This is a genomic window from Paenibacillus sp. OAE614, from assembly GCF_040546645.1.
Lineage (GTDB): Bacteria > Bacillota > Bacilli > Paenibacillales > Paenibacillaceae > Paenibacillus_AQ > Paenibacillus_AQ favisporus.
Genome location: NZ_JBEPOD010000001.1, coordinates 6,236,090 through 6,253,250, shown reverse-complemented (window position 1 = coordinate 6,253,250; position 17,161 = coordinate 6,236,090). Strand labels below are relative to the sequence as shown.

Sequence of the window (17,161 nt, the reverse complement as noted above, 5' to 3'; positions counted from 1 at the left end):
CAAATCCGCGTTACGGGGTTAAAAACAAGTACCACATTCTAACGAAAGAAAGGTGATCACGATGATCGGACTCGCGATTTTGTTTTTGATCATTGCCATCGTAGCTGCGATTTTCGGCTTCTTCGGCATCGTCTCTGCGCTCGTTGGCGTCGCAAAGGTGCTGTTCTTCGTCTTCCTGATCCTGTTTATTCTGTCGCTGATTTTTGGCAGAAGACGGAGCAGTTGACGCTAGCTGCGCCGCTGATCCCGTTCATACGAACACTCGATAAGAGCAGAAAAGGCTTGCGCCCACATACGTGTGGGACAAGCCTTTTTTTGGGTTGAGAGAATTCGAGACCGCGTAAGTTTTATCCGGTCCGCATGCTGGTGTTTGCAGCAGGCTTTCGCGCGGGCTTCCGCCAAAACAAGGTCAGGCTTTGGGTGGTGCACCAAAGCGCAAACAGCAGAAACAGCACCGACCAGGCGATGGCAGGGAGCACCGTCATGTGAGCCAGGTTGGCCGCGTCACCGGCCTGCCGCGGATTGGTCAAGGAAGTGATGGCCAGGGTAAGCGGCCCGACAACCGATTCTTCCAGGCAAAGGAAGGCGAGCAGAAGGTAATAGAAATTGCGCACGGTGCTGCCCAGCAAATAAAACACGATGTTCAGCGCCATAAAGATGACGAGCCACCAAACGCCGTAGCTGTTCCGGACAAAAAAGAGCAGGTTGACGGCAGCCAGCAGCGTGATCAGGATCAGCCCGGCGGCCTGCTTGCGTTTGGCGTACCCGTAGAACAGAAGCACAGCGAAGATTGAAGCGATCGTATACCCCGACAGCGAGACGAGCACGGAGCTCCAGCCGGAGGATAAATAGGAGTAGGTGGTCCCGCTGTGATCGGCATTGAGCTCGATGCGCAGAACCCTTCCGGAGAGCAGCAGGGTGACGACCGCATGACCGAACTCGTGAATCATCGTATCCAGGGTGCGGAACCAGGAGGAAAACGGGATCAGCCGGGTCAGAATCGCGGATGCGACAAGAAACAATACAGCCTTTAAGGACTTATTCACGGGCAACGGGCAGCTCCTTTCCAAACGGTAACATGCGGATCTAATATCTTTTGTTCCATCATACACGATCCAATGAAAAAGGGAAGCGCAGCGGAGCTGCACTTCCCGGGTCTTGCGAATGTATAGGATTGTGGGCGAGCGGCTTACAGATCGTCGAATCCGTTGTCGTCGCCGACCTTGCCGTAGTTGCGGGATTTGGCTTCGAAGAAGTCCGTTTTGGTGGCGTTGAGCGCCTCGTCGGAGAAAGGACGAATCCATGGCATGCAGTTGGAATCCACGCCTTCGTAGCCTTTTTCCATCCCCATCATTTTCAGGCGTTTGTTGGCGATGTATTTGATGTAGTCGGACAGCTCATTCAGATCGATGCCTTTAACCTCGCTGAGCGTGTAATGCGCCCAGTTCGTTTCCAGCTCTACCGCGCGGTCGATCGTGCGGTAGACGTAGTCCATGTTCTCCTTCGTGTTCAGCTCAGGGAAATCCTTGAGCAGCTGCTTGAACACTTCGCCGAAGAAATAGCAGTGCTGGTTCTCGTCGCGCTGGATGTAGGAGATCATTTGGCTGGTCGCCATCATCTTCTGGTCACGGGCCAGGTTGTAGAAGAAGGCGAACGTGCTGTAGAAGAAAATGCCTTCCAGGATCAGGTCGGCCACGAGTGCTCTAAAGAACGTTTGCGGATTCTGCTCGTCGCGGAACTCCTGGTAGATTTCAGAGATGAAACGGTTGCGGTCGAGCAGCACCGGATCATGCTTCCAGTATTCGAAAATCTCTTTCTGCTCCTGCTCGGATACGATCGAAGACAGCACGTAGGAGTAGGATTGGTTGTGCACGACTTCCTGCTGCCCGATGATGGCCGAGATGGCCTCCAGCGAGGAATCGGTAAAATAACGCTTTACGTCGCTGATGAACATCGTCTGCATCGAGTCCAGCACAGCGAGCAAAGAAATGTTGATCTTGAAGGTGCGCTGCTCCTCCGGATCGAGGTTGACGAACTGCTGCGCGTCTTTGGCCATCGGAATTTCGTCGGCGATCCAGTGGTTCAGCAGCAGAACCTTATACAATTTGTACATATGGGGCATGCGGATATCGTTCCAGTTCAGGATGCCCGAGCATTCACCTTCGATGATGCGGGTCGAGCGGTTCGGCGCTTCGGTGTTAAAAATCTTTTGCATTTGCATACTCGATTTCACTCCTTGTTCTTTATTTTGCTTGTTCATATATATCAACATCCGTCACAGAATGCTGTAATCCATATCAAAGGTTTCTCGTAGTTGTACTTATCCGTTAGCCGGACGCGTGGCGAGCTCCCGCATTTTGCGAAGCAAAACAGGGAGCAAAGCCGCGCGACGCAAGGGGTCTCCGAGAATCGAGGAGACCACCACACGCACCGCTCAAACGTAAAAGCGTGTCCCCCATACCTGCAAAGCAGGAGGGGGACGAAAGCGACTCACAGCACATATTCACATCAAGAAAATCCGCAACCCGCCGGTCATCCGCCACATTCCGGGTGTCCAGAGGGCAGCGCCCTCGGGGCCCTCCCTTGGAAGGGAGGGTTTGGGAGGGATCGAAAAAGGTTTTAGGCTTTAACATCTTTTACGATGCACACGACTCGCACTCTTCAATCGTCAGCGCACGGCTGCGGACGTAGTACGTCGTTTTGATGCCAGCTTTCCAGGCGTGAAGGTGAAGCTCAAGGAATTCCGTCGCCCGGATATCCGGACGAACGTACAGATTGAAGCTTTGAGCCTGGTCGATATGGCGCTGACGCGCCGCGGCCATCTTGATGGACCAATGCTGGTCAATCAGGAATGCCGTTTTGTAATACCAGATCGTCTTCTCGGACAGGTCCGGAGCCGGGTTGGCGATCTTGTAGGTCGTTTTTTCCTCGTAAGACAGAAGGTCGTACAGCGGATCGATGCTGGCGGTGGAGCCGGCAATGATCGAAGTCGAGCCGTTTGGCGCGATAGCGAACAGCCAGGCGTTGCGGACGCCGTTCTGCTGCACTTCCTGCTGGAGCTCTTTCCACTGCTCGGTGGTGACGAACTTGCCTTCATGCTCGCCGTCGACATAACCGCGGCTGGTGAAGTAAGCGCCGTTCTCCCAGTCGGAGCCTTTGAACTTCGGATAGTGGCCTTTCTCCTTGGCCAGCTCCATGCTGGATTTCACGAGCAGGTAGTTGATTTTTTCGTACAGATTGTCGTTATATTCAACCGCCTCGTCGGACTCCCAGCGGATGCCTTCAAGGGCGAGCAGGTGATGCAGGCCGAAGGTGCCGAGTCCAACCGCGCGGTATTGGCTGTTCGTATATTGGGCTTGCAGGACTTCAATGTTGTTGATGTCGATGACGTTATCCAGCATGCGTACCTGGATCGGCACCAGGCGGTCCAGCACATTGTCCGGAACGGCACGGGCCAGGTGAATCGAGTTCAGGTTGCAGACGACGAAGTCGCCGGGAACCTTGGAAATGACGATCCGGGTTTGGCCGTCTTTGGTCACGAGTTCTTCTTTTTCCACCACGGTGGCGGACTGGTTCTGCATAATTTCGGTGCACAGGTTGGACGAGTAGATCATGCCATGTGCACGGTTCGGGTTCGCACGGTTGACGGTATCCCGGTAGAACATGTACGGCGTGCCGGTTTCCAGCTGCGATTTCATGATGCGCTTCATGATGTCGATCGCAGGCACCGTAATTCTTGGAAGCAGCGGGTGGGCAACCGCTTCGGCGTACTTCTCGCGGAACGATCCTTGACCTACCGTTTCGTCATAATAATCCTCAAGACCCGCCGGGCGGCCATTGGCATCCTTCCAGCCCATGATTTTCTTCACTTCATGCGGGCAGAACAGGCTCCACTCGCCGCGGGCTTCAACCGCCTCCATGAACAGGTCAGGCAGGCACACGCCATGGAACACGTCATGCGCTCTCATGCGCTCGTCGCCATTGTTCAGCTTCAGGTCCAGGAAGGCCAGGATGTCTTTGTGGAAGACGTCCAAGTAGACGGCAACCGCACCTTTACGGGTGCCGAGCTGGTCAACGCTGACCGCCGTGTTGTTCAGCTGGCGGATCCAAGGGATAACGCCGGAGCTGGTATTCTTGTGACCGCGGATGTCAGAGCCGCGTGCCCGGACTTTGCCGAGGTAGACGCCGATGCCGCCGCCCATTTTGCTGAGACGGGCCACGTCGGTATTGGAGTCGAAAATCCCTTCCAACGAGTCGTCCACCGTGTCGATAAAGCAGCTGGACAGCTGTCCGGCGACCTTCTTGCCGGCGTTGGACATCGTAGGCGTAGCGGCGGTCATGTACAGGTTGCTCATGGCCCAATACGCTTCCTTCACGAGCTCAAGGCGCTTGTCCTCTGGCTCAGTGTGCATCAGATACATGGCGATGACCATGTAGCGCTCCTGCGGAAGCTCCATAACGCGTCCGTCGAAATCATGCGCAAGGTAGCGGTCGGACAGGGTCAGCAGACCGATATAGTCGAACAGCAGGTCGCATTTGTAATCGATGCAGCGGCCCAATTCTTCAATTTGCTCTTTTGTATAGCAGGTGAGGAGCTCCTCGCGGTAGATTCCTTTTTGCACCAGCTCGGTAATGAGAGGGTAGAACGCACCATATGGCTCGTCAGGATAGGCTTTGTAGCGGCGGTTGTAAGCGGCCTTCTTGTACAGGGAGGTCAGCAGCGAGCGCGCTGCGGCGAACTTCCAGTTCGGCTCCTCCTTGGTGACCAGCTCAAGCGCCGACATCGTGAACGCGCTGCTGATTTCGTCGCCGGTGACTTCCTCGCGGCGCAGTTTGCTCTGCACGCCTCGAAGGAGGCGCTCCTTGTCCAGGGTCTCCAGCCCCTCCAGGATTCGGTCGGCATAAACGGAGAGACGGATTTCATCAAAAGCCAGCTGGCGGTTGTTCGGTTTGGTAACGAGCTGCGGCATGGTGCAGATCTCCTTTCAAAGTTTGTATATTTGGTATAACGGAAAGTAGGACGATGCTGTTAAGAGGGAGCTCTTGCTGTGCTTGCCCATACAAAAGGCATTTCCGAAGAACCTGAAGCACAGGTACGAAAATGCCGCTAGATCCCGTATGCCCTATTTACGAGCATGGGAAAAAATATCTATCACCCTATGTATAGATATCGACTGGCATCACGCACCTATTCCTCGTAGGCCTTTCGTGAGACAAAACAGGCAGGTCTCCTGACTCCCGAAAATGCGATATTCGGCGCCTTCCCGTCCGCGTGACGGACAGTGGCCTTAGCCGATATCGTGCCGAAAGCTCGGAGCTCTCGGGCCTTCCGGTTACAGTGGCGGGACCGTGACGGATTCACACCGTGCTTCCCTATTATGAACGCCTGGCAAATCGAGCCGTGTTCACCTGTTTCCACTATATTTGGTTGCTTTCATACTAATTTAACCCAATATATTGTGTTTGTAAACATAGTTCCTCTTAAAAGACGAGCAATGAGAATTATACCAGATGGACCCCCGGGGCGCTACTGTGAACCATTGGAGATTAACCTCTAGAGGGGGCTGAAAAGGTAGAAATCGGGCGGAATTTGCAGGAAAAACGCGAATAAAAAATTTTGCGGGCCATCCTTTTGCGATTCCGCAGGCGGTCGGGTACAATAAAATTAGGAATAAAGTTCGATCCGCTTGCAAAAGGATAAAGGAGGCGCACGACCATGGCAATTGCAGAGGTAACGGTCATTCCGATCGGAACGGCAACGACCAGCCTGAGTTCCTATGTGGCACAAATGCAGCAGGTGCTGGCGGAACAGAAGGGGATCGGCTACGAACTGACGTCGATGAGCACGATCATCGAGGGGGCTCTTCCGGATGTATGGCAGGCGATAGCAGCCCTGCACGAAGCACCGTTCCTGGCCGGCGCGCAGCGCGTATCCACTTCGGTCAAAATCGACGACAGACGGGACAAAGCCTCTTCCAGCGCCCAGAAGCTGCAATCGGTCCGCGACAAGTTGAAATAAATTCCAGTCGCAATGAAGTATTGCATTTTGGAGAAGAAGTTGTATAATAGTTTTTGTTTGACGGAAAATTTCATTTTCCACGCTGGTGTAGCTCAGGGGTAGAGCAACGCACTCGTAATGCGTAGGTCGGGGGTTCAATTCCCTTCACCAGCATCTTTCATAAGCCTTGCAGGACGCGGGTTTCCGGATTTCGGAGACCGCGTCTTTTTTTGTTGATTTTGCTAAACTTCTAACATTCTTCTACCCTTTGGTTGAGTAAAGTGTGTTTTTCGCCATCAATTAAAAGAAAATGGAATTTCCCCTGACGGCTGTCGCAGGTCCTAGCAGCGCAGCATGATCGATCCAGAGGAGCGCAAAGGTATCCCACTCATGACAAGAATCAGGAATGATAAAGACCTGTATGTAAGAACCAATTTCCTATACAGGGCATATAGTATAGTGGCTCATAAAACTTCCTTGATGTAAGGCAAAGCCCGCTTTCGAAGCGGGCGTTTTCATTCAAAAAAAAATCAATCTTAAGTGCGTTTACCCATACCAAATAGTGGAATACACATATTGTAATATTAACTTCTGACAAAGGAGGTATATGAATGAGCGACGGTGTTGTTGGTGGCGTAGGATACGGATACGGTTTGCACAGCAATGTAGGTGCTATCCTGGTGCTCTTTATTCTGTTGGTAATTATTGTTAAGGCATTCTGTTGGTAATAAAAAGTCAGGAATGAGGAAGCCCCTGCTGGCTATGTGCTGGCAGGGGCTTTTTTATTTATAAATAAAGTAGTTTCTTACTATCTAGGCACGTACAGGTTGGATTATTAGGGTAGCACGTGTTGTGCTAATCCCGTGAGCCCGCCGTGGGCTCTCTCGAGACCGAGAAAAAATAGTCTTTTAAACCGCTGACTCTGTCCACAACGCTGAAAGGTTTCTTTCATAGAATAAAACTGATCCTATGAAGAAAGGGGAATATCACATGAGCGAAGTTGGTGGAGTTGGTTATGGTGGCGGCTGGTCGACGAGCGTCGGCATCATTCTTGTCCTCTTTATTCTGCTTGTCATCATCGCGAAAACTTGGGGATACTAATTGCTGAACGGTCCTTAGCCCACCTGGTCGATCCGAGGGCATGAGACCAGCACAAGCGAAGCGCAGTGATCCGTTACGGATCCTGCGCTTTTTTATACATATCATCGGCGAAATTTTCAGTGGACAAACGCCTAGCCGTAACGGCGGGGAGCTGAGAGTGATTCAGCCGCCGGAGGGCTTCCCGGTACCGATGATGCCTGAGCTGGCCGATGAGCACAGCCCGGGGATCACGGATATGAATCGTTAAGGCTGACAGCTGCCCCATATTTCTGTAGTTCCTAGTACAGCGTCCCAAGCCTGAATAATCCCGGTACCCCTGGGTAAAATACGGGGGATCATTCCTAGAGGAGGTAAACAGCAATGACGATGGTTCGCGACGTAATGACCAAAGACGTAAAGGTATGCGCACCCCATGATTCGGTCACGGCGGCGGCGCAAATCATGCGCGATGTCAACTGTGGATCGGTTCCGGTCTGCGAAGGCAAAAAAGTGGTAGGTATGATTACCGACCGTGATATCGTGCTGAACTGCGTAGCTGCGGGTAAAGACCCGGGCAGCGTACACTGCCATGACTGCATGACAAGCGATGTCATTTCGTGCTCGCCGGGACACCGATGCCCATGAGTGCGCGCAATTGATGGCCGACCATCAAATCCGCCGCATTCCGGTTGTAGAGAACGGAGAAATGGTAGGGATTTGCGCAATTGGCGACCTGGCAACAATGAACATCCACATCAATGAAGCCGGCGATGCGCTCAGCCAAATTTCTGAACCTCTCCATTAAGAGGACGGCGCGGCAGGGAAACTAGTTCCCAGCAGAAGCACCCGTATAGCGATAGCGCGATACGGGTGCTTTTTCGTCTATTGTGGCGTTCAGATTTTCTGTTGACTTCAGGCCAATCGCTCATTACAATAATTTGTAACAACATAGGCGATGGAGTTCGCCTTTAACCGCCCGTGAGCTAATGACTCCTACCAGTGCAGACACTGGTAGGAGTCTATTTTTTTGCAGACATTCCGGCACCGGGACAGGCAGGGGAGCGGTAATTTGCCCCTAAATGAGGAACAATAGGAAATACATCATAGCTGGGGGGAAACCGCTGTAATGGGAAACCGAATGACGAGGGGAAAACGCAGGTTATATGTATATGCAGGCAAATTCATGCATCTCGCGCTGCTTGGCTATATCGTGAAGTGGACGGTCATCGGGAGTCTGGTGGGGGTGCTTACAGGCTCCGGATCAGCCTTGTTTCTGGCAGCGCTGGATGCCGTTACGCAGCAGCGTCTGCAGCACCCGTGGCTCCTATGGCTGCTTCCATTTGGGGGAGCCTTGGTGAGCTACCTGTATTGGAAATACGGCAAGGACGCGTCCAAGGGCAACAACTTGATACTGGAGCAGATTCATGACGGCGGCGGAGCTATTCCGCTGCGCATGGCACCGCTCGTCCTGTTCGGAACGATTCTGACCCATTGGTTCGGCGGCTCGGCCGGACGGGAAGGTACGGCGGTGCAGATGGGTGGAAGCCTGTCGGAATGGATTGGCAAGAGACTTCGGCTGAGCCCCGCCGACCGGCGCATCATTTTAATGTGCGGCATCAGCAGCGGTTTTGGCTCGGTCTTTGGGACGCCGCTCGCCGGAACAGTCTTCGGGCTGGAGGTGCTTGCGTTGGGGATGATCCGTTACGAAGCGCTGTTTGCCTGTTTTGTGGCGAGCTTTATCGGGAATTTGACCACGAAGGCCTGGGGAATTCATCATATTCATTATTCCGTAAACACGATTCCAGCGATCACGCTGATCACGGTGCTGAAGGTCGTGCTCGCGTCGATGGTGTTCGGCCTGGCCAGCATTTTGTTCAGCGAGCTGACGCATTGGCTGAAGGCGCGGTTCACCGGCTGGTTCCGGAATCCAGCGGTCAAGAGCTTTGCCGGGGGCTGCATCCTGATTGCCATTGTCTACTCGTTCGGCACAAGGGAATACCTCGGGCTTGGCCTTCCGCTGATCAGCGATGCTTTTGAAGGGACGGCGCCAAAGCTGGCGTTTCTCTGGAAAACCGTGTTCACTTCGATTACGCTGGGGGCCGGATTTCAAGGCGGGGAAGTGACTCCGCTCTTCGTCATCGGCGCAACGCTGGGCAGCACGCTGGCGGGCCTGCTGCATCTAGCGGTGCCGTTTATGGCAGCCCTCGGTTTTATCGCAGTGTTCAGCGGTGCGACGAATACCCCGATTGCCTGCTTTATTATGGGGATCGAGCTGTTCGGTTCGGGGAATTTAGTGTACATGTTCATCGCCTGCGTCGTCAGCTATTATTTTTCCGGGCATACCGGCATCTATGTGTCGCAGCGGATTGGGGTGTCCAAGTCCAGGCTGCTGCGCCTGCCGGAACAGGCAACGCTGGCTTCGGTCCGAGGGAGGAAGGGAAGGCAGAAGGGGAAAAGGGAGCGCGCCTAATTTTTTTGGCAAGACATCTTCCCCTCTGGGCGCCCTGGGCATATGCTATCCCATCATCGATTGGAGGGATTGCATTGTCTTCTGGAAAGAAAGCTCAAGTGAAACACTTAGCATGGCATGAAACATTGGAAATGCATGAGCTGGTAGCAGCACAGTCCAACGACCTGATTTGCCTGAAAATGGACATCGGCAAGGTCACCGATCCGCAGCTGCACGCCCTGTATAAAGAGGCTATTATGAGCCTGGAGCAAAACATAAAGGACCTGCTGCAGTTTTACCCGCAAGCACCGGTCCCGGCAGCGAGAGGCGGCAAAGCCGAGGCGGCAGACATGACGGGCTTTTATGCCGGCCATTTGCTAGGCAAGGCCAAAGGTTGGGTTCGCAATTATGCGCTTGCGATTACGGAAACGGCAACACCGGCCTTAAGGGAGGTTTTCGTTAAGCATCTGAACAATGCGATCAAACTCCATGCCAAGGTTTTTGATTTTATGGAGGAGCGTTCGATGTACCCTGCTTACGACCTGGAGCGGCTCCTGGCCAATGATCTGGAAAATGCGAAAAAGGCGTTAAGCATGTAACATCTCCACCGCTTGGGGGCAAGGGGAAAAAGAGATATCGAGGAAAGTCCGGGAGCCTGGTCCCGGGCTTTCCTCGTTTTTCGGCCAAATCCTACACCGTGAAGCCGGGTCTCCCCAGCAGTTGGCTTATGCAGTATACTTTCATTAAAGTAATAAATAGTTTACGTGGAACGAATAAATAGTTTACGTGAAACGGATTAACAGTTCAGGAGGTGAACGATGTGATTATGGTCAGTTCTTGCCTGGCCGGACTGAAAGTCCGCTATAACGGAACGGACAGCCTGAATGACGTGATTCAGCAATTGGTGGCGCAGAACAGGGCAGTGACGGTCTGCCCCGAACTGCTGGGGGGATTCGTCACCCCGAGAGAGCCTGCTGAGATCGTAGGCGGTGATGGGAGGGACGTGCTGGAAGGCCGGGCCAGGGTTGTTGAGAAATCTGGCCGGGACGTCAGCGGAATGTATATTCAGGGGGCTCACCGGACGCTGGAAAAAGCCCGTGAAGTCGGTGCGTCCATGGTGGTGCTCAAAGAGTACAGCCCCTCCTGCGGAAGCGCCATGATTTATAACGGTTCCTTCGCCAATGAGAAGGTGGCCGGCAGTGGGGTGACAACCGCCCTGCTGGAACGGGAGGGCATTCGGGTGATGTCCGAAGAGACGTTTTTGGAGGTTTTGGACTCAGGGCTCCTATAAAATCGCTGGCATCGCTCGTCCATCCCGTAAAAGTTTCGGACAAGTTTGCCTGGGCGGATGAATATATATGACCTTAAAGGAGGTCATATGATGCTCAAGAAGAAACGGTTTCGCAACTATGCGCTCTGGATCAGTATGGTCTCGCAGGTGCTTCTGCTGGTGCAGCTGATCGGCCATCTCACAGGCGCGTTTGAACTGTCGGATATGAAGCGGCAAGAGCTCGTGGCGGCCGCAGACCTGGTGCTCGGAATTTTGGCGACGCTGGGGATTATCTCCAACCCGACCAAGCCGAACAGCGGCGGATATAATTTGTAGACGGGAACCCTGCCGTGCAGCCTGCAGCTGCCGGGCAGGGTGTCTTTTTTGCCAAATTCCGGTGTCTCCGTATATAAATAAATCCGTATAGAAGCAGCATCCCGTCTTGGCGGCGTGATTTCGGGTAGGAACGATCTGTCCCGTTTGATATGATGGAAGGAAAGACTTGCCGGGAGGAGAAGCTTCATGAAAATACTGGTATCAGGATTTGAGCCCTTTGGCGGAAATGCGGTCAATCCGACGGAGCAGCTCGTGCGGGATATCCGGGAGGAGACGTTTGCGGAGGCCGAGATCCGGACGGTTCTGCTTCCGGTCCATTATGACGAATGTGCCGAAAGGCTGCTTGAGGCAGTCCGTGACTTTCAGCCGGACGCCGTAATCTGCTGCGGCCTGGCCGCAGGCCGGACGGCGGTAACGCCGGAGCGGATCGCGGTGAACGTCAAGGGCGTGGCGCCGGAAGCGGCATACGCCGACAATAAAGGGGAGAGACCGCAGGATTTGCCCATTAATCCGGCAGGACCGGACGGATTGTTCTCGCGGCTGCCGATCCGTGAGGCCGTGAACCGGCTGAAGGCGGAGGGGATTCCGGCTGCCGTGTCCGAGTCGGCCGGCACGTTTATTTGCAACAACACGATGTACGCCGTGCTGGATTATATCCGTGAGCAGAAGCTGCCCACGCTGGCGGGTTTTGTCCATTTTCCGGCCTCCACGGAAATGGCGCTGCAGAAGCCGGGCCTGCCTTCGCTGCCGCAGGAAATGATGCTGCGGGCGCTGCGCGTGATCATCCATGCGACGATTGATGCGGTAAAGCAGCAGCGGCAGCCCGCGGTGTAACGGGTATCGCTCACCGCCATTAATCGAACACCTTCAGATGCTTGTTCACAACAAGCGCCGGGGGTGTTTTTTTGCTGTTATTGCCCTTCGCCGGCGAGGTGAACCGGACGCTTGAAAAAACCGATCAGGCGGTCCTGATGCGGCACGATCTGTACAAGCTCCCAGCCATGGCGCCCCCACGAGGACAGCGCATAATTAAAGTCCACCGCCGTGTGGCCGCGGTATGATTGCACGTATTCGAGCAGCCCCGCGTCCGTCCCGTATTCCCATTCCAGCGGCTCGTCGCCTGCGGAATGACGGTAACGCTGGGGCAGTCCGCTTAGGCGCACGCCTGTGGTGCAGAGTGCTTGGAGAATGGCTTCTTGCTCCGTTTCTTCCAGGGCTAAAAGGCGTGGCGGCTGCGGGAGATGAAACTGGGCGTGAGAATGGAAAATTTGCAGCACTGCTGTGCCGCACGGATGGCCGGTTTCGTCTCTGACCACATACCATACGCATCGCTCACGCTCCTCGGGCGGGCCCCAGTTCTCGACCGACTCCGACAAGCGGAATCCGGCGTGGACCTCGTATCCCGACTTCCGCACCTCCTCGCAGATCGGACCCATCAGCTGTTGAATATAAACGCCGTACGCGCGGTCGCCGAATTCCGCAAACATGCTGCTGAGTTCCTCCGCATGCTCTTGAAGAATCGCCTCCCAAATTTCACCCAGGTGCCGGTTCATGGACCGGACCACCGAATAAATTGAATTCATATAAAACTCCCTTCACATCGTAAAATTTTGCCTAGGCTGTTCTGATTCCGTTGCGGAATACTACTGCCCATTAATCTAATGGTTTTAGATTAATCTAATGGGATTAGAATAATGGCATATGCTATAATTGTCAAGTGAAAAGGAGGGCTCTTCGATGGCCAGAAAACGAACGGTGCCTCAGCATCCCTTCTCCGGCACGGGGGAACAGGAGGAGCTGCACATTCCACTAGACCGTGACCGGATTGTCCGGACGGCGCTCCGCGTGTTGAACGAATTTGGCTTGAAGGAGCTGAGCATGCGTAAGATTGCCGATGAGCTCCAGGTAAAGACTGCTTCCCTGTATTATCATGTGAAGGATAAAGAACAGCTGCTCCAGCTTATCGGGGATAAAATAAGCGAAGAAATGGACGGGCCAGACCCGGACCTGCCTTGGCAGGAACAGCTGATCGAGTGGGGGCATGCATTCCGGCGCGTACTGCACCGCTACCGTGATGCGGTGGATCTGTTCAATGGCGGCATCGCCATGGGGTACCACCGTCTGCTGCAGATTGAAAGACTGTACCAAATCTTTGCATCGGCCGGATTTGCGGATGGTCACATCCCGTGGATGGCATCCATGGTGAAGAACCATGTGCTCGGCTTTGTGGCCGAGGAGGTGCGGCTGAAGGGGATGGCCGGTTCCGGCGAGGAAGCCCAGGCTCGGCTCAGCGAGGAGTACGCCCGGTTCTTCCGCAGTTTGCCAAGGGAGCAGTTTCCGAATATGATCCGGCTGGCTTCCCATACGACCGGTACCGGATGGCAGGAGGAATTCGAATTCGGACTGGACGTCCTGATGGACGGCTTCCGGCAGAGGCTGACCGAATGAGCCGGCGCTAAACAGAAAATCAGGGGGACTAGGAAGTCCGCCCTGTTTTTTTTCCGTAAAACACCGCGAAGTCCAAATACTTGTACATACAGTCCACGTCTTCAAAGCCGGCCTCTTCCATCCACTGCATCTGGTCGGCGGCGGTAGCGTTGATATCCAGGCTTCTGCGTTCAATCGACGCCTGAATGGCCTTTTCCGGCAGACCGCTTGCCCTGATTTCTTCCAGCCAGCGTCTCCGGTAATATACGTCCGCCTGGTCGGTATGGCCCTTCACCTGATCGGCATTGACAAAGATGCCGCCTTCATTCAGCAGCCGATGGATCGTGGCGAACAGCTGCCTTTTTTCCGGATGGGACAGATGATGAATGGAGAGGGAAGAGACGACGGCATCGTAAGTTTGCGTAAACGGATAACTGCTGTAATCCCCGGTAACATAATCTACATTCGTTGCCCCGTGGAACCGCCGGCGGGCCTCCTGCAGCATGCTGTCGCTTAAATCCATCAGCGTAAGCCGGGCCTCAGGGTATTTGAGCAGTACCATGCTGGAGAACAGGCCTGTTCCAGCCCCCAGATCCAAAATACATGGAGAAGAATTGCCGCACTCCACCAGGGACAGGGCCATCCCATAAAAGTCGTCGAAGCAGGGAATCAGTCCCCTCCGCTGCCGGTCATAATCCTTTGCATTGGCGTCAAAAAGCTTGATCACAGATCTGTCCATCACCATTCTCCTTTACCCGTGGATTGTTGGAATTGACTTCATTGTACCGGCAGTCCGCTCATTATGGAAATATATAAACCGTATTATACTTATAGGTATTTCCTATATCATTTCTTCCACGGATCAGCATTGATAAGCTCGAGAGAGTTGTGGCGGCAAGGTCCTTTAACCTCGGGAACATCGCGCATTTTCATAGGGCAAATGGACTTGAATGATATTTGTCCAAACCGATTCGCCTTACGTGGCATACGATAGAGTATAAACAGGAGAGAGGGGGAGAAACCATGAGTGGTGTAGGAAACCCATTTACCTCAACGGGAGCCATCCTGGTTCTGTTTATTCTGCTCGTCATCATTACCAAATCCTTTATCTACTAATCCTTGGATCCAAGCGATCCTTGGGCAACGAAGCTCCCGCCCTCCGGCGGGGCTTACGTCATTTCATAAGAAGGGCAGATACCGCAGTATATACATATGGATTGAAAAAGGAAATATAGACGAGTAAATGGGAGAATGGATCAGTATACAGAGGGAAATAGCGCATACATGCAGTTTTGGGTTCAGACGATTATAACGCTATAATGAAAAACAGTGAACCATCGGACCCGGCGAACCTGAAAGTGGGGAGCCCGCTTGAACATCTCGTAACATTTCATGAACGGATAGCAGCACGATCAGCCATACAGATACAACTTTATATTCACAGGAGGGATTATTTCTTGTTTTTGAATTGGATCAAACAAGGCTTCTTTAGCAATGTCAGTAAAGATATTTTGTCCGGCCTAACCGTTGCCTTTGCGCTTATTCCCGAAGCCATCGCGTTCTCCATTATGGCCGGTGTGGATCCGATGGTCGGTCTCTACGCATCCTTTGTGATTGCCGTCAGCATTTCGTTTTTCGGCGGACGCCCGGGGATGATTTCGGCGGCCACCGGTGCCATGGCATCCTTGATGGGACCGATCGTTGCCAAGTACGGGATCGAGTATTTGTTTGCGACCACAGTGCTGACCGGCATTCTGCAGTGGATCATGGGGGCGCTGAAATTCGGGCGCTTCATCACATTTATCCCGCAATCGGTCATCGTGGGCTTTGTTAACGCGCTGGCGATCGTTATTTTTATGGCGCAGCTGCCGAATTTTGAAGGGGCTACCTGGATCATGTACTTGATGGTGGCCGCGACGCTGTTGATCATTTATCTGTTCCCGCTGCTCACCAAAGCGGTGCCTTCAGCGCTTGTCGCCATTATCGTCATGACGATCATTTCGGTGCTGACCCATGCCGATGTCCGTACCGTTGGCGATATGGGTACCATTACGCAGTCGCTTCCCGCATTTCATGTTCCGTCGGTTCCCTTGTCGTTTCATATGTTCCTGACGATTTTGCCTTACGCGCTGGCGCTCGCGGTCGTTGGCATGACCGAGACGCTCTTGACCGCCAACCTGGTGGATGAGCTGACCGATACCGGCAGCAACAAAAACCGCGAGATCAAAGGGCAGGGCATCGCCAACATCCTCACCGGCTTTTTCGGCGGGATGGCGGGCTGCGCCATGATCGGCCAGACGGTCATCAATGTAAAGTCGGGGGGCCGCTCCCGGCTGTCGACCTTTATCGCCGGCGCCTTTCTGCTGTTCCTGATCCTCGTGCTCGGCGATGTCGTCAGGCAGGTGCCAATGGCGGCGCTGGTGGGCGTTATGATCATGGTGTCGGTGGGCACGTTCGACTGGCATTCTTTACGAACGATGAACAAGGTGCCGCTGGGCGACACGATCGTCATGGTCGTGACCGTCGTGATCGTGGTGGCCACGTCCAACCTGGCGATCGGCGTTGTGACCGGAGTCATTCTGAGCGCCCTGAATTTTGGCTGGAAAATGGCGCGTATTCAAGCGCAGACCCATATCGATGAGCATGGGGTAAAGGTGTACGAAATCAAAGGACAGATGTTTTTCGGAACGATGAACCATTTTGTGCATCTTTTCCATTACCAGGAGGATCCCGAACAGATTGCGATTGATTTTTCCCATTCCCACGTTTGGGACCAGTCGGGCGTGAACGCCGTGTCCAAGGTGCTGGCCAAATATGAGGCGCTGGACAAAAAGGTGGCCGTCCGGGGATTGAATCCGGAGAGTCAGCGTATCATCGACAAGATTGGCGTAGCCTCGGTATCGTCCCATTAACCAACTCGTAAAACCTGCGTTCTATATACGATATGAGAAAAGCCTTCCGGCATGCCGGAAGGCTTTTTTGCGTAGTTATCCGCTTGAGGAGCGGATGCTACCTCACCATTTTCTCATAAATATTGAACCCGCTCTCATGCTGGCCCTTCAGCGTAAAGCCGGCCCCGCTGTACAATCGGTTCAATCCGGGGTTATTGGCGATGCAATCGAGACGGATTCGGTCTTTGCCCTGGAACCTTATTCCGGTCAAGGCCCAGTGCAGAATGGCACTGCCAAGACCCGTCCCCCCGAATTCACGTTCAATGGCAAGCCGGTGCAGATAGACAGAGGTATCGTGCCCCTCCTCGCCCCACAGGTTGCGGTCCCATTCGCTCGCATGCTGCTGGAGGATGACGATGGCGGCAAGGCGCTCCTCCTTTTTGAACAGGAAGACCTCCCCTCGCAGGACCGCCTCGTCGATATGATGCCTGTCCTCGCCGTTCAGCAGCTGATTCCACTGCTTGGAGCCTATGCTCTGAAGCCATTGCGCCGTTCGAAACAGCAGTCCCTGCGCGGCCGCGACATCTTCCGGACCGGCCTGAACGGCACGGATTTCCGGGGTAACCCACTCCTGATTGATGATAAAATGATCTGCTTTTGCCTGCTTCATACATCCACCCTCCAAGCGTTACATATGTTCTTATTGTAAG

At 53.8% G+C, this 17,161-nt stretch carries 18 protein-coding genes, 1 tRNA gene, 2 pseudogenes and 2 riboswitches; of the genes and pseudogenes, 15 read left to right on the top strand and 6 right to left on the bottom strand.

What is annotated here, in order from left to right; translation table 11 throughout:
• Positions 1 to 61 precede the first annotated feature (61 nt).
• Complete coding sequence (locus ABIE48_RS28710; RefSeq protein WP_076172824.1) at positions 62 to 226, top strand: DUF1328 domain-containing protein; 165 nt, start codon at positions 62 to 64, stop codon at positions 224 to 226.
• Positions 227 to 347: 121 nt separating this feature from the next.
• On the opposite strand, the gene ABIE48_RS28705 is transcribed toward ABIE48_RS28710, so the two are convergent.
• The 3 genes from ABIE48_RS28705 to ABIE48_RS28695 form a co-directional block, all read right to left on the bottom strand.
• Positions 348 to 1,046, bottom strand: a complete 699-nt coding sequence (locus ABIE48_RS28705; protein ID WP_076172968.1) for a M50 family metallopeptidase — start codon at positions 1,044 to 1,046, stop codon at positions 348 to 350.
• A gap of 143 nt (positions 1,047 to 1,189) precedes the next feature.
• Positions 1,190 to 2,221, bottom strand: coding sequence for a ribonucleotide-diphosphate reductase subunit beta (locus tag ABIE48_RS28700; RefSeq protein WP_192715970.1), 1,032 nt, complete (start codon positions 2,219 to 2,221; stop codon positions 1,190 to 1,192).
• Positions 2,222 to 2,636: 415 nt separating this feature from the next.
• Positions 2,637 to 4,970 (bottom strand): ribonucleoside-diphosphate reductase subunit alpha, encoded by a 2,334-nt coding sequence (locus ABIE48_RS28695; RefSeq protein ID WP_145026824.1) that lies wholly within the window; start codon positions 4,968 to 4,970, stop codon positions 2,637 to 2,639.
• 234 nt (positions 4,971 to 5,204) lie between these two features.
• Positions 5,205 to 5,428, bottom strand: a riboswitch (cobalamin riboswitch).
• A gap of 288 nt (positions 5,429 to 5,716) precedes the next feature.
• Here ABIE48_RS28695 and ABIE48_RS28690 point away from each other — a divergent pair.
• From ABIE48_RS28690 to ABIE48_RS28640, 11 genes and pseudogenes are all read left to right on the top strand, one after another.
• On the top strand, positions 5,717 to 6,019 hold the full coding sequence (locus tag ABIE48_RS28690) for an MTH1187 family thiamine-binding protein (RefSeq protein WP_192715969.1): 303 nt from the start codon (positions 5,717 to 5,719) through the stop codon (positions 6,017 to 6,019).
• A gap of 81 nt (positions 6,020 to 6,100) precedes the next feature.
• Positions 6,101 to 6,172, top strand: a tRNA-Thr gene (locus tag ABIE48_RS28685).
• 437 nt (positions 6,173 to 6,609) lie between these two features.
• Positions 6,610 to 6,726 (top strand): YjcZ family sporulation protein, encoded by a 117-nt coding sequence (locus ABIE48_RS28680; RefSeq protein ID WP_208837126.1) that lies wholly within the window; start codon positions 6,610 to 6,612, stop codon positions 6,724 to 6,726.
• Between the two features lie 262 nt (positions 6,727 to 6,988).
• Positions 6,989 to 7,099, top strand: coding sequence for a sporulation protein YjcZ (locus ABIE48_RS28675; RefSeq protein ID WP_105445680.1), 111 nt, complete (start codon positions 6,989 to 6,991; stop codon positions 7,097 to 7,099).
• Between the two features lie 103 nt (positions 7,100 to 7,202).
• Positions 7,203 to 7,346: pseudogene (locus ABIE48_RS28670) on the top strand (manganese catalase family protein); the annotation flags it as partial.
• A gap of 113 nt (positions 7,347 to 7,459) precedes the next feature.
• A pseudogene (locus ABIE48_RS28665) lies at positions 7,460 to 7,883 on the top strand (CBS domain-containing protein).
• 137 nt (positions 7,884 to 8,020) lie between these two features.
• Positions 8,021 to 8,081, top strand: a riboswitch (Fluoride riboswitch).
• A 135-nt stretch (positions 8,082 to 8,216) separates the two neighbouring features.
• A complete protein-coding gene (locus tag ABIE48_RS28660) occupies positions 8,217 to 9,548 on the top strand; it encodes a voltage-gated chloride channel family protein (protein ID WP_145027422.1) in 1,332 nt (443 codons plus the stop codon).
• A gap of 131 nt (positions 9,549 to 9,679) precedes the next feature.
• Entirely contained in the window at positions 9,680 to 10,126 is a 447-nt protein-coding gene (locus tag ABIE48_RS28655; protein WP_105445830.1) for a spore coat protein, read from the top strand.
• A 221-nt stretch (positions 10,127 to 10,347) separates the two neighbouring features.
• The gene (locus ABIE48_RS28650) at positions 10,348 to 10,818 is read left to right on the top strand and encodes a 2-thiouracil desulfurase family protein (protein WP_192715968.1); all 471 of its coding nucleotides are present in this window, start codon (positions 10,348 to 10,350) and stop codon (positions 10,816 to 10,818) included.
• A 90-nt stretch (positions 10,819 to 10,908) separates the two neighbouring features.
• Positions 10,909 to 11,133 carry a phage holin gene (locus ABIE48_RS28645; protein ID WP_076172832.1) on the top strand — a complete coding sequence of 75 codons (225 nt, stop codon included), beginning with the start codon at positions 10,909 to 10,911 and terminating at the stop codon, positions 11,131 to 11,133.
• Positions 11,134 to 11,319: 186 nt separating this feature from the next.
• Positions 11,320 to 11,967, top strand: coding sequence for a pyroglutamyl-peptidase I (locus ABIE48_RS28640; RefSeq protein ID WP_192715967.1), 648 nt, complete (start codon positions 11,320 to 11,322; stop codon positions 11,965 to 11,967).
• Positions 11,968 to 12,044: 77 nt separating this feature from the next.
• On the opposite strand, the gene ABIE48_RS28635 is transcribed toward ABIE48_RS28640, so the two are convergent.
• A complete protein-coding gene (locus ABIE48_RS28635; RefSeq protein ID WP_192716215.1) occupies positions 12,045 to 12,716 on the bottom strand; it encodes a DUF6022 family protein in 672 nt (223 codons plus the stop codon).
• 154 nt (positions 12,717 to 12,870) lie between these two features.
• Between ABIE48_RS28635 and ABIE48_RS28630 the strand changes: the two genes are divergently transcribed.
• Complete coding sequence (locus ABIE48_RS28630) at positions 12,871 to 13,581, top strand: TetR/AcrR family transcriptional regulator (RefSeq protein WP_192715966.1); 711 nt, start codon at positions 12,871 to 12,873, stop codon at positions 13,579 to 13,581.
• Positions 13,582 to 13,609: 28 nt separating this feature from the next.
• Here ABIE48_RS28630 and ABIE48_RS28625 read toward each other — a convergent pair whose 3' ends face one another.
• Entirely contained in the window at positions 13,610 to 14,299 is a 690-nt protein-coding gene (locus ABIE48_RS28625; protein ID WP_192715965.1) for a class I SAM-dependent methyltransferase, read from the bottom strand.
• A 284-nt stretch (positions 14,300 to 14,583) separates the two neighbouring features.
• Between ABIE48_RS28625 and ABIE48_RS28620 the strand changes: the two genes are divergently transcribed.
• Together ABIE48_RS28620 and ABIE48_RS28615 are read left to right on the top strand one after the other, a co-directional pair.
• A complete protein-coding gene (locus ABIE48_RS28620) occupies positions 14,584 to 14,676 on the top strand; it encodes a sporulation protein YjcZ (RefSeq protein ID WP_084203986.1) in 93 nt (30 codons plus the stop codon).
• Between the two features lie 341 nt (positions 14,677 to 15,017).
• On the top strand, positions 15,018 to 16,472 hold the full coding sequence (locus ABIE48_RS28615) for a SulP family inorganic anion transporter (protein ID WP_354520133.1): 1,455 nt from the start codon (positions 15,018 to 15,020) through the stop codon (positions 16,470 to 16,472).
• Positions 16,473 to 16,569: 97 nt separating this feature from the next.
• Here ABIE48_RS28615 and ABIE48_RS28610 read toward each other — a convergent pair whose 3' ends face one another.
• Complete coding sequence (locus ABIE48_RS28610) at positions 16,570 to 17,121, bottom strand: GNAT family N-acetyltransferase (RefSeq protein WP_192715963.1); 552 nt, start codon at positions 17,119 to 17,121, stop codon at positions 16,570 to 16,572.
• Between the last annotated feature and the right edge of the window lie 40 nt (positions 17,122 to 17,161).

Bases quoted from the DNA above. Each gene is read 5' to 3' on its own strand.
- ABIE48_RS28710 (WP_076172824.1), top strand. From the start codon at position 62: ATGATCGGACTCGCGATTTTGTTTTTGATCATTGCCATCGTAGCTGCG.
- ABIE48_RS28700 (WP_192715970.1), bottom strand. From the start codon at position 2,221: ATGCAAATGCAAAAGATTTTTAACACCGAAGCGCCGAACCGCTCGACC.
- ABIE48_RS28695 (WP_145026824.1), bottom strand. From the start codon at position 4,970: ATGCCGCAGCTCGTTACCAAACCGAACAACCGCCAGCTGGCTTTTGAT.
- ABIE48_RS28690 (WP_192715969.1), top strand. From the start codon at position 5,717: ATGGCAATTGCAGAGGTAACGGTCATTCCGATCGGAACGGCAACGACC.
- ABIE48_RS28680 (WP_208837126.1), top strand. From the start codon at position 6,610: ATGAGCGACGGTGTTGTTGGTGGCGTAGGATACGGATACGGTTTGCAC.
- ABIE48_RS28675 (WP_105445680.1), top strand. From the start codon at position 6,989: ATGAGCGAAGTTGGTGGAGTTGGTTATGGTGGCGGCTGGTCGACGAGC.
- ABIE48_RS28660 (WP_145027422.1), top strand. From the start codon at position 8,217: ATGACGAGGGGAAAACGCAGGTTATATGTATATGCAGGCAAATTCATG.
- ABIE48_RS28655 (WP_105445830.1), top strand. From the start codon at position 9,680: ATGCATGAGCTGGTAGCAGCACAGTCCAACGACCTGATTTGCCTGAAA.
- ABIE48_RS28645 (WP_076172832.1), top strand. From the start codon at position 10,909: ATGCTCAAGAAGAAACGGTTTCGCAACTATGCGCTCTGGATCAGTATG.
- ABIE48_RS28640 (WP_192715967.1), top strand. From the start codon at position 11,320: ATGAAAATACTGGTATCAGGATTTGAGCCCTTTGGCGGAAATGCGGTC.
- ABIE48_RS28635 (WP_192716215.1), bottom strand. From the start codon at position 12,716: ATGAATTCAATTTATTCGGTGGTCCGGTCCATGAACCGGCACCTGGGT.
- ABIE48_RS28630 (WP_192715966.1), top strand. From the start codon at position 12,871: ATGGCCAGAAAACGAACGGTGCCTCAGCATCCCTTCTCCGGCACGGGG.
- ABIE48_RS28625 (WP_192715965.1), bottom strand. From the start codon at position 14,299: ATGGACAGATCTGTGATCAAGCTTTTTGACGCCAATGCAAAGGATTAT.
- ABIE48_RS28620 (WP_084203986.1), top strand. From the start codon at position 14,584: ATGAGTGGTGTAGGAAACCCATTTACCTCAACGGGAGCCATCCTGGTT.
- ABIE48_RS28610 (WP_192715963.1), bottom strand. From the start codon at position 17,121: ATGAAGCAGGCAAAAGCAGATCATTTTATCATCAATCAGGAGTGGGTT.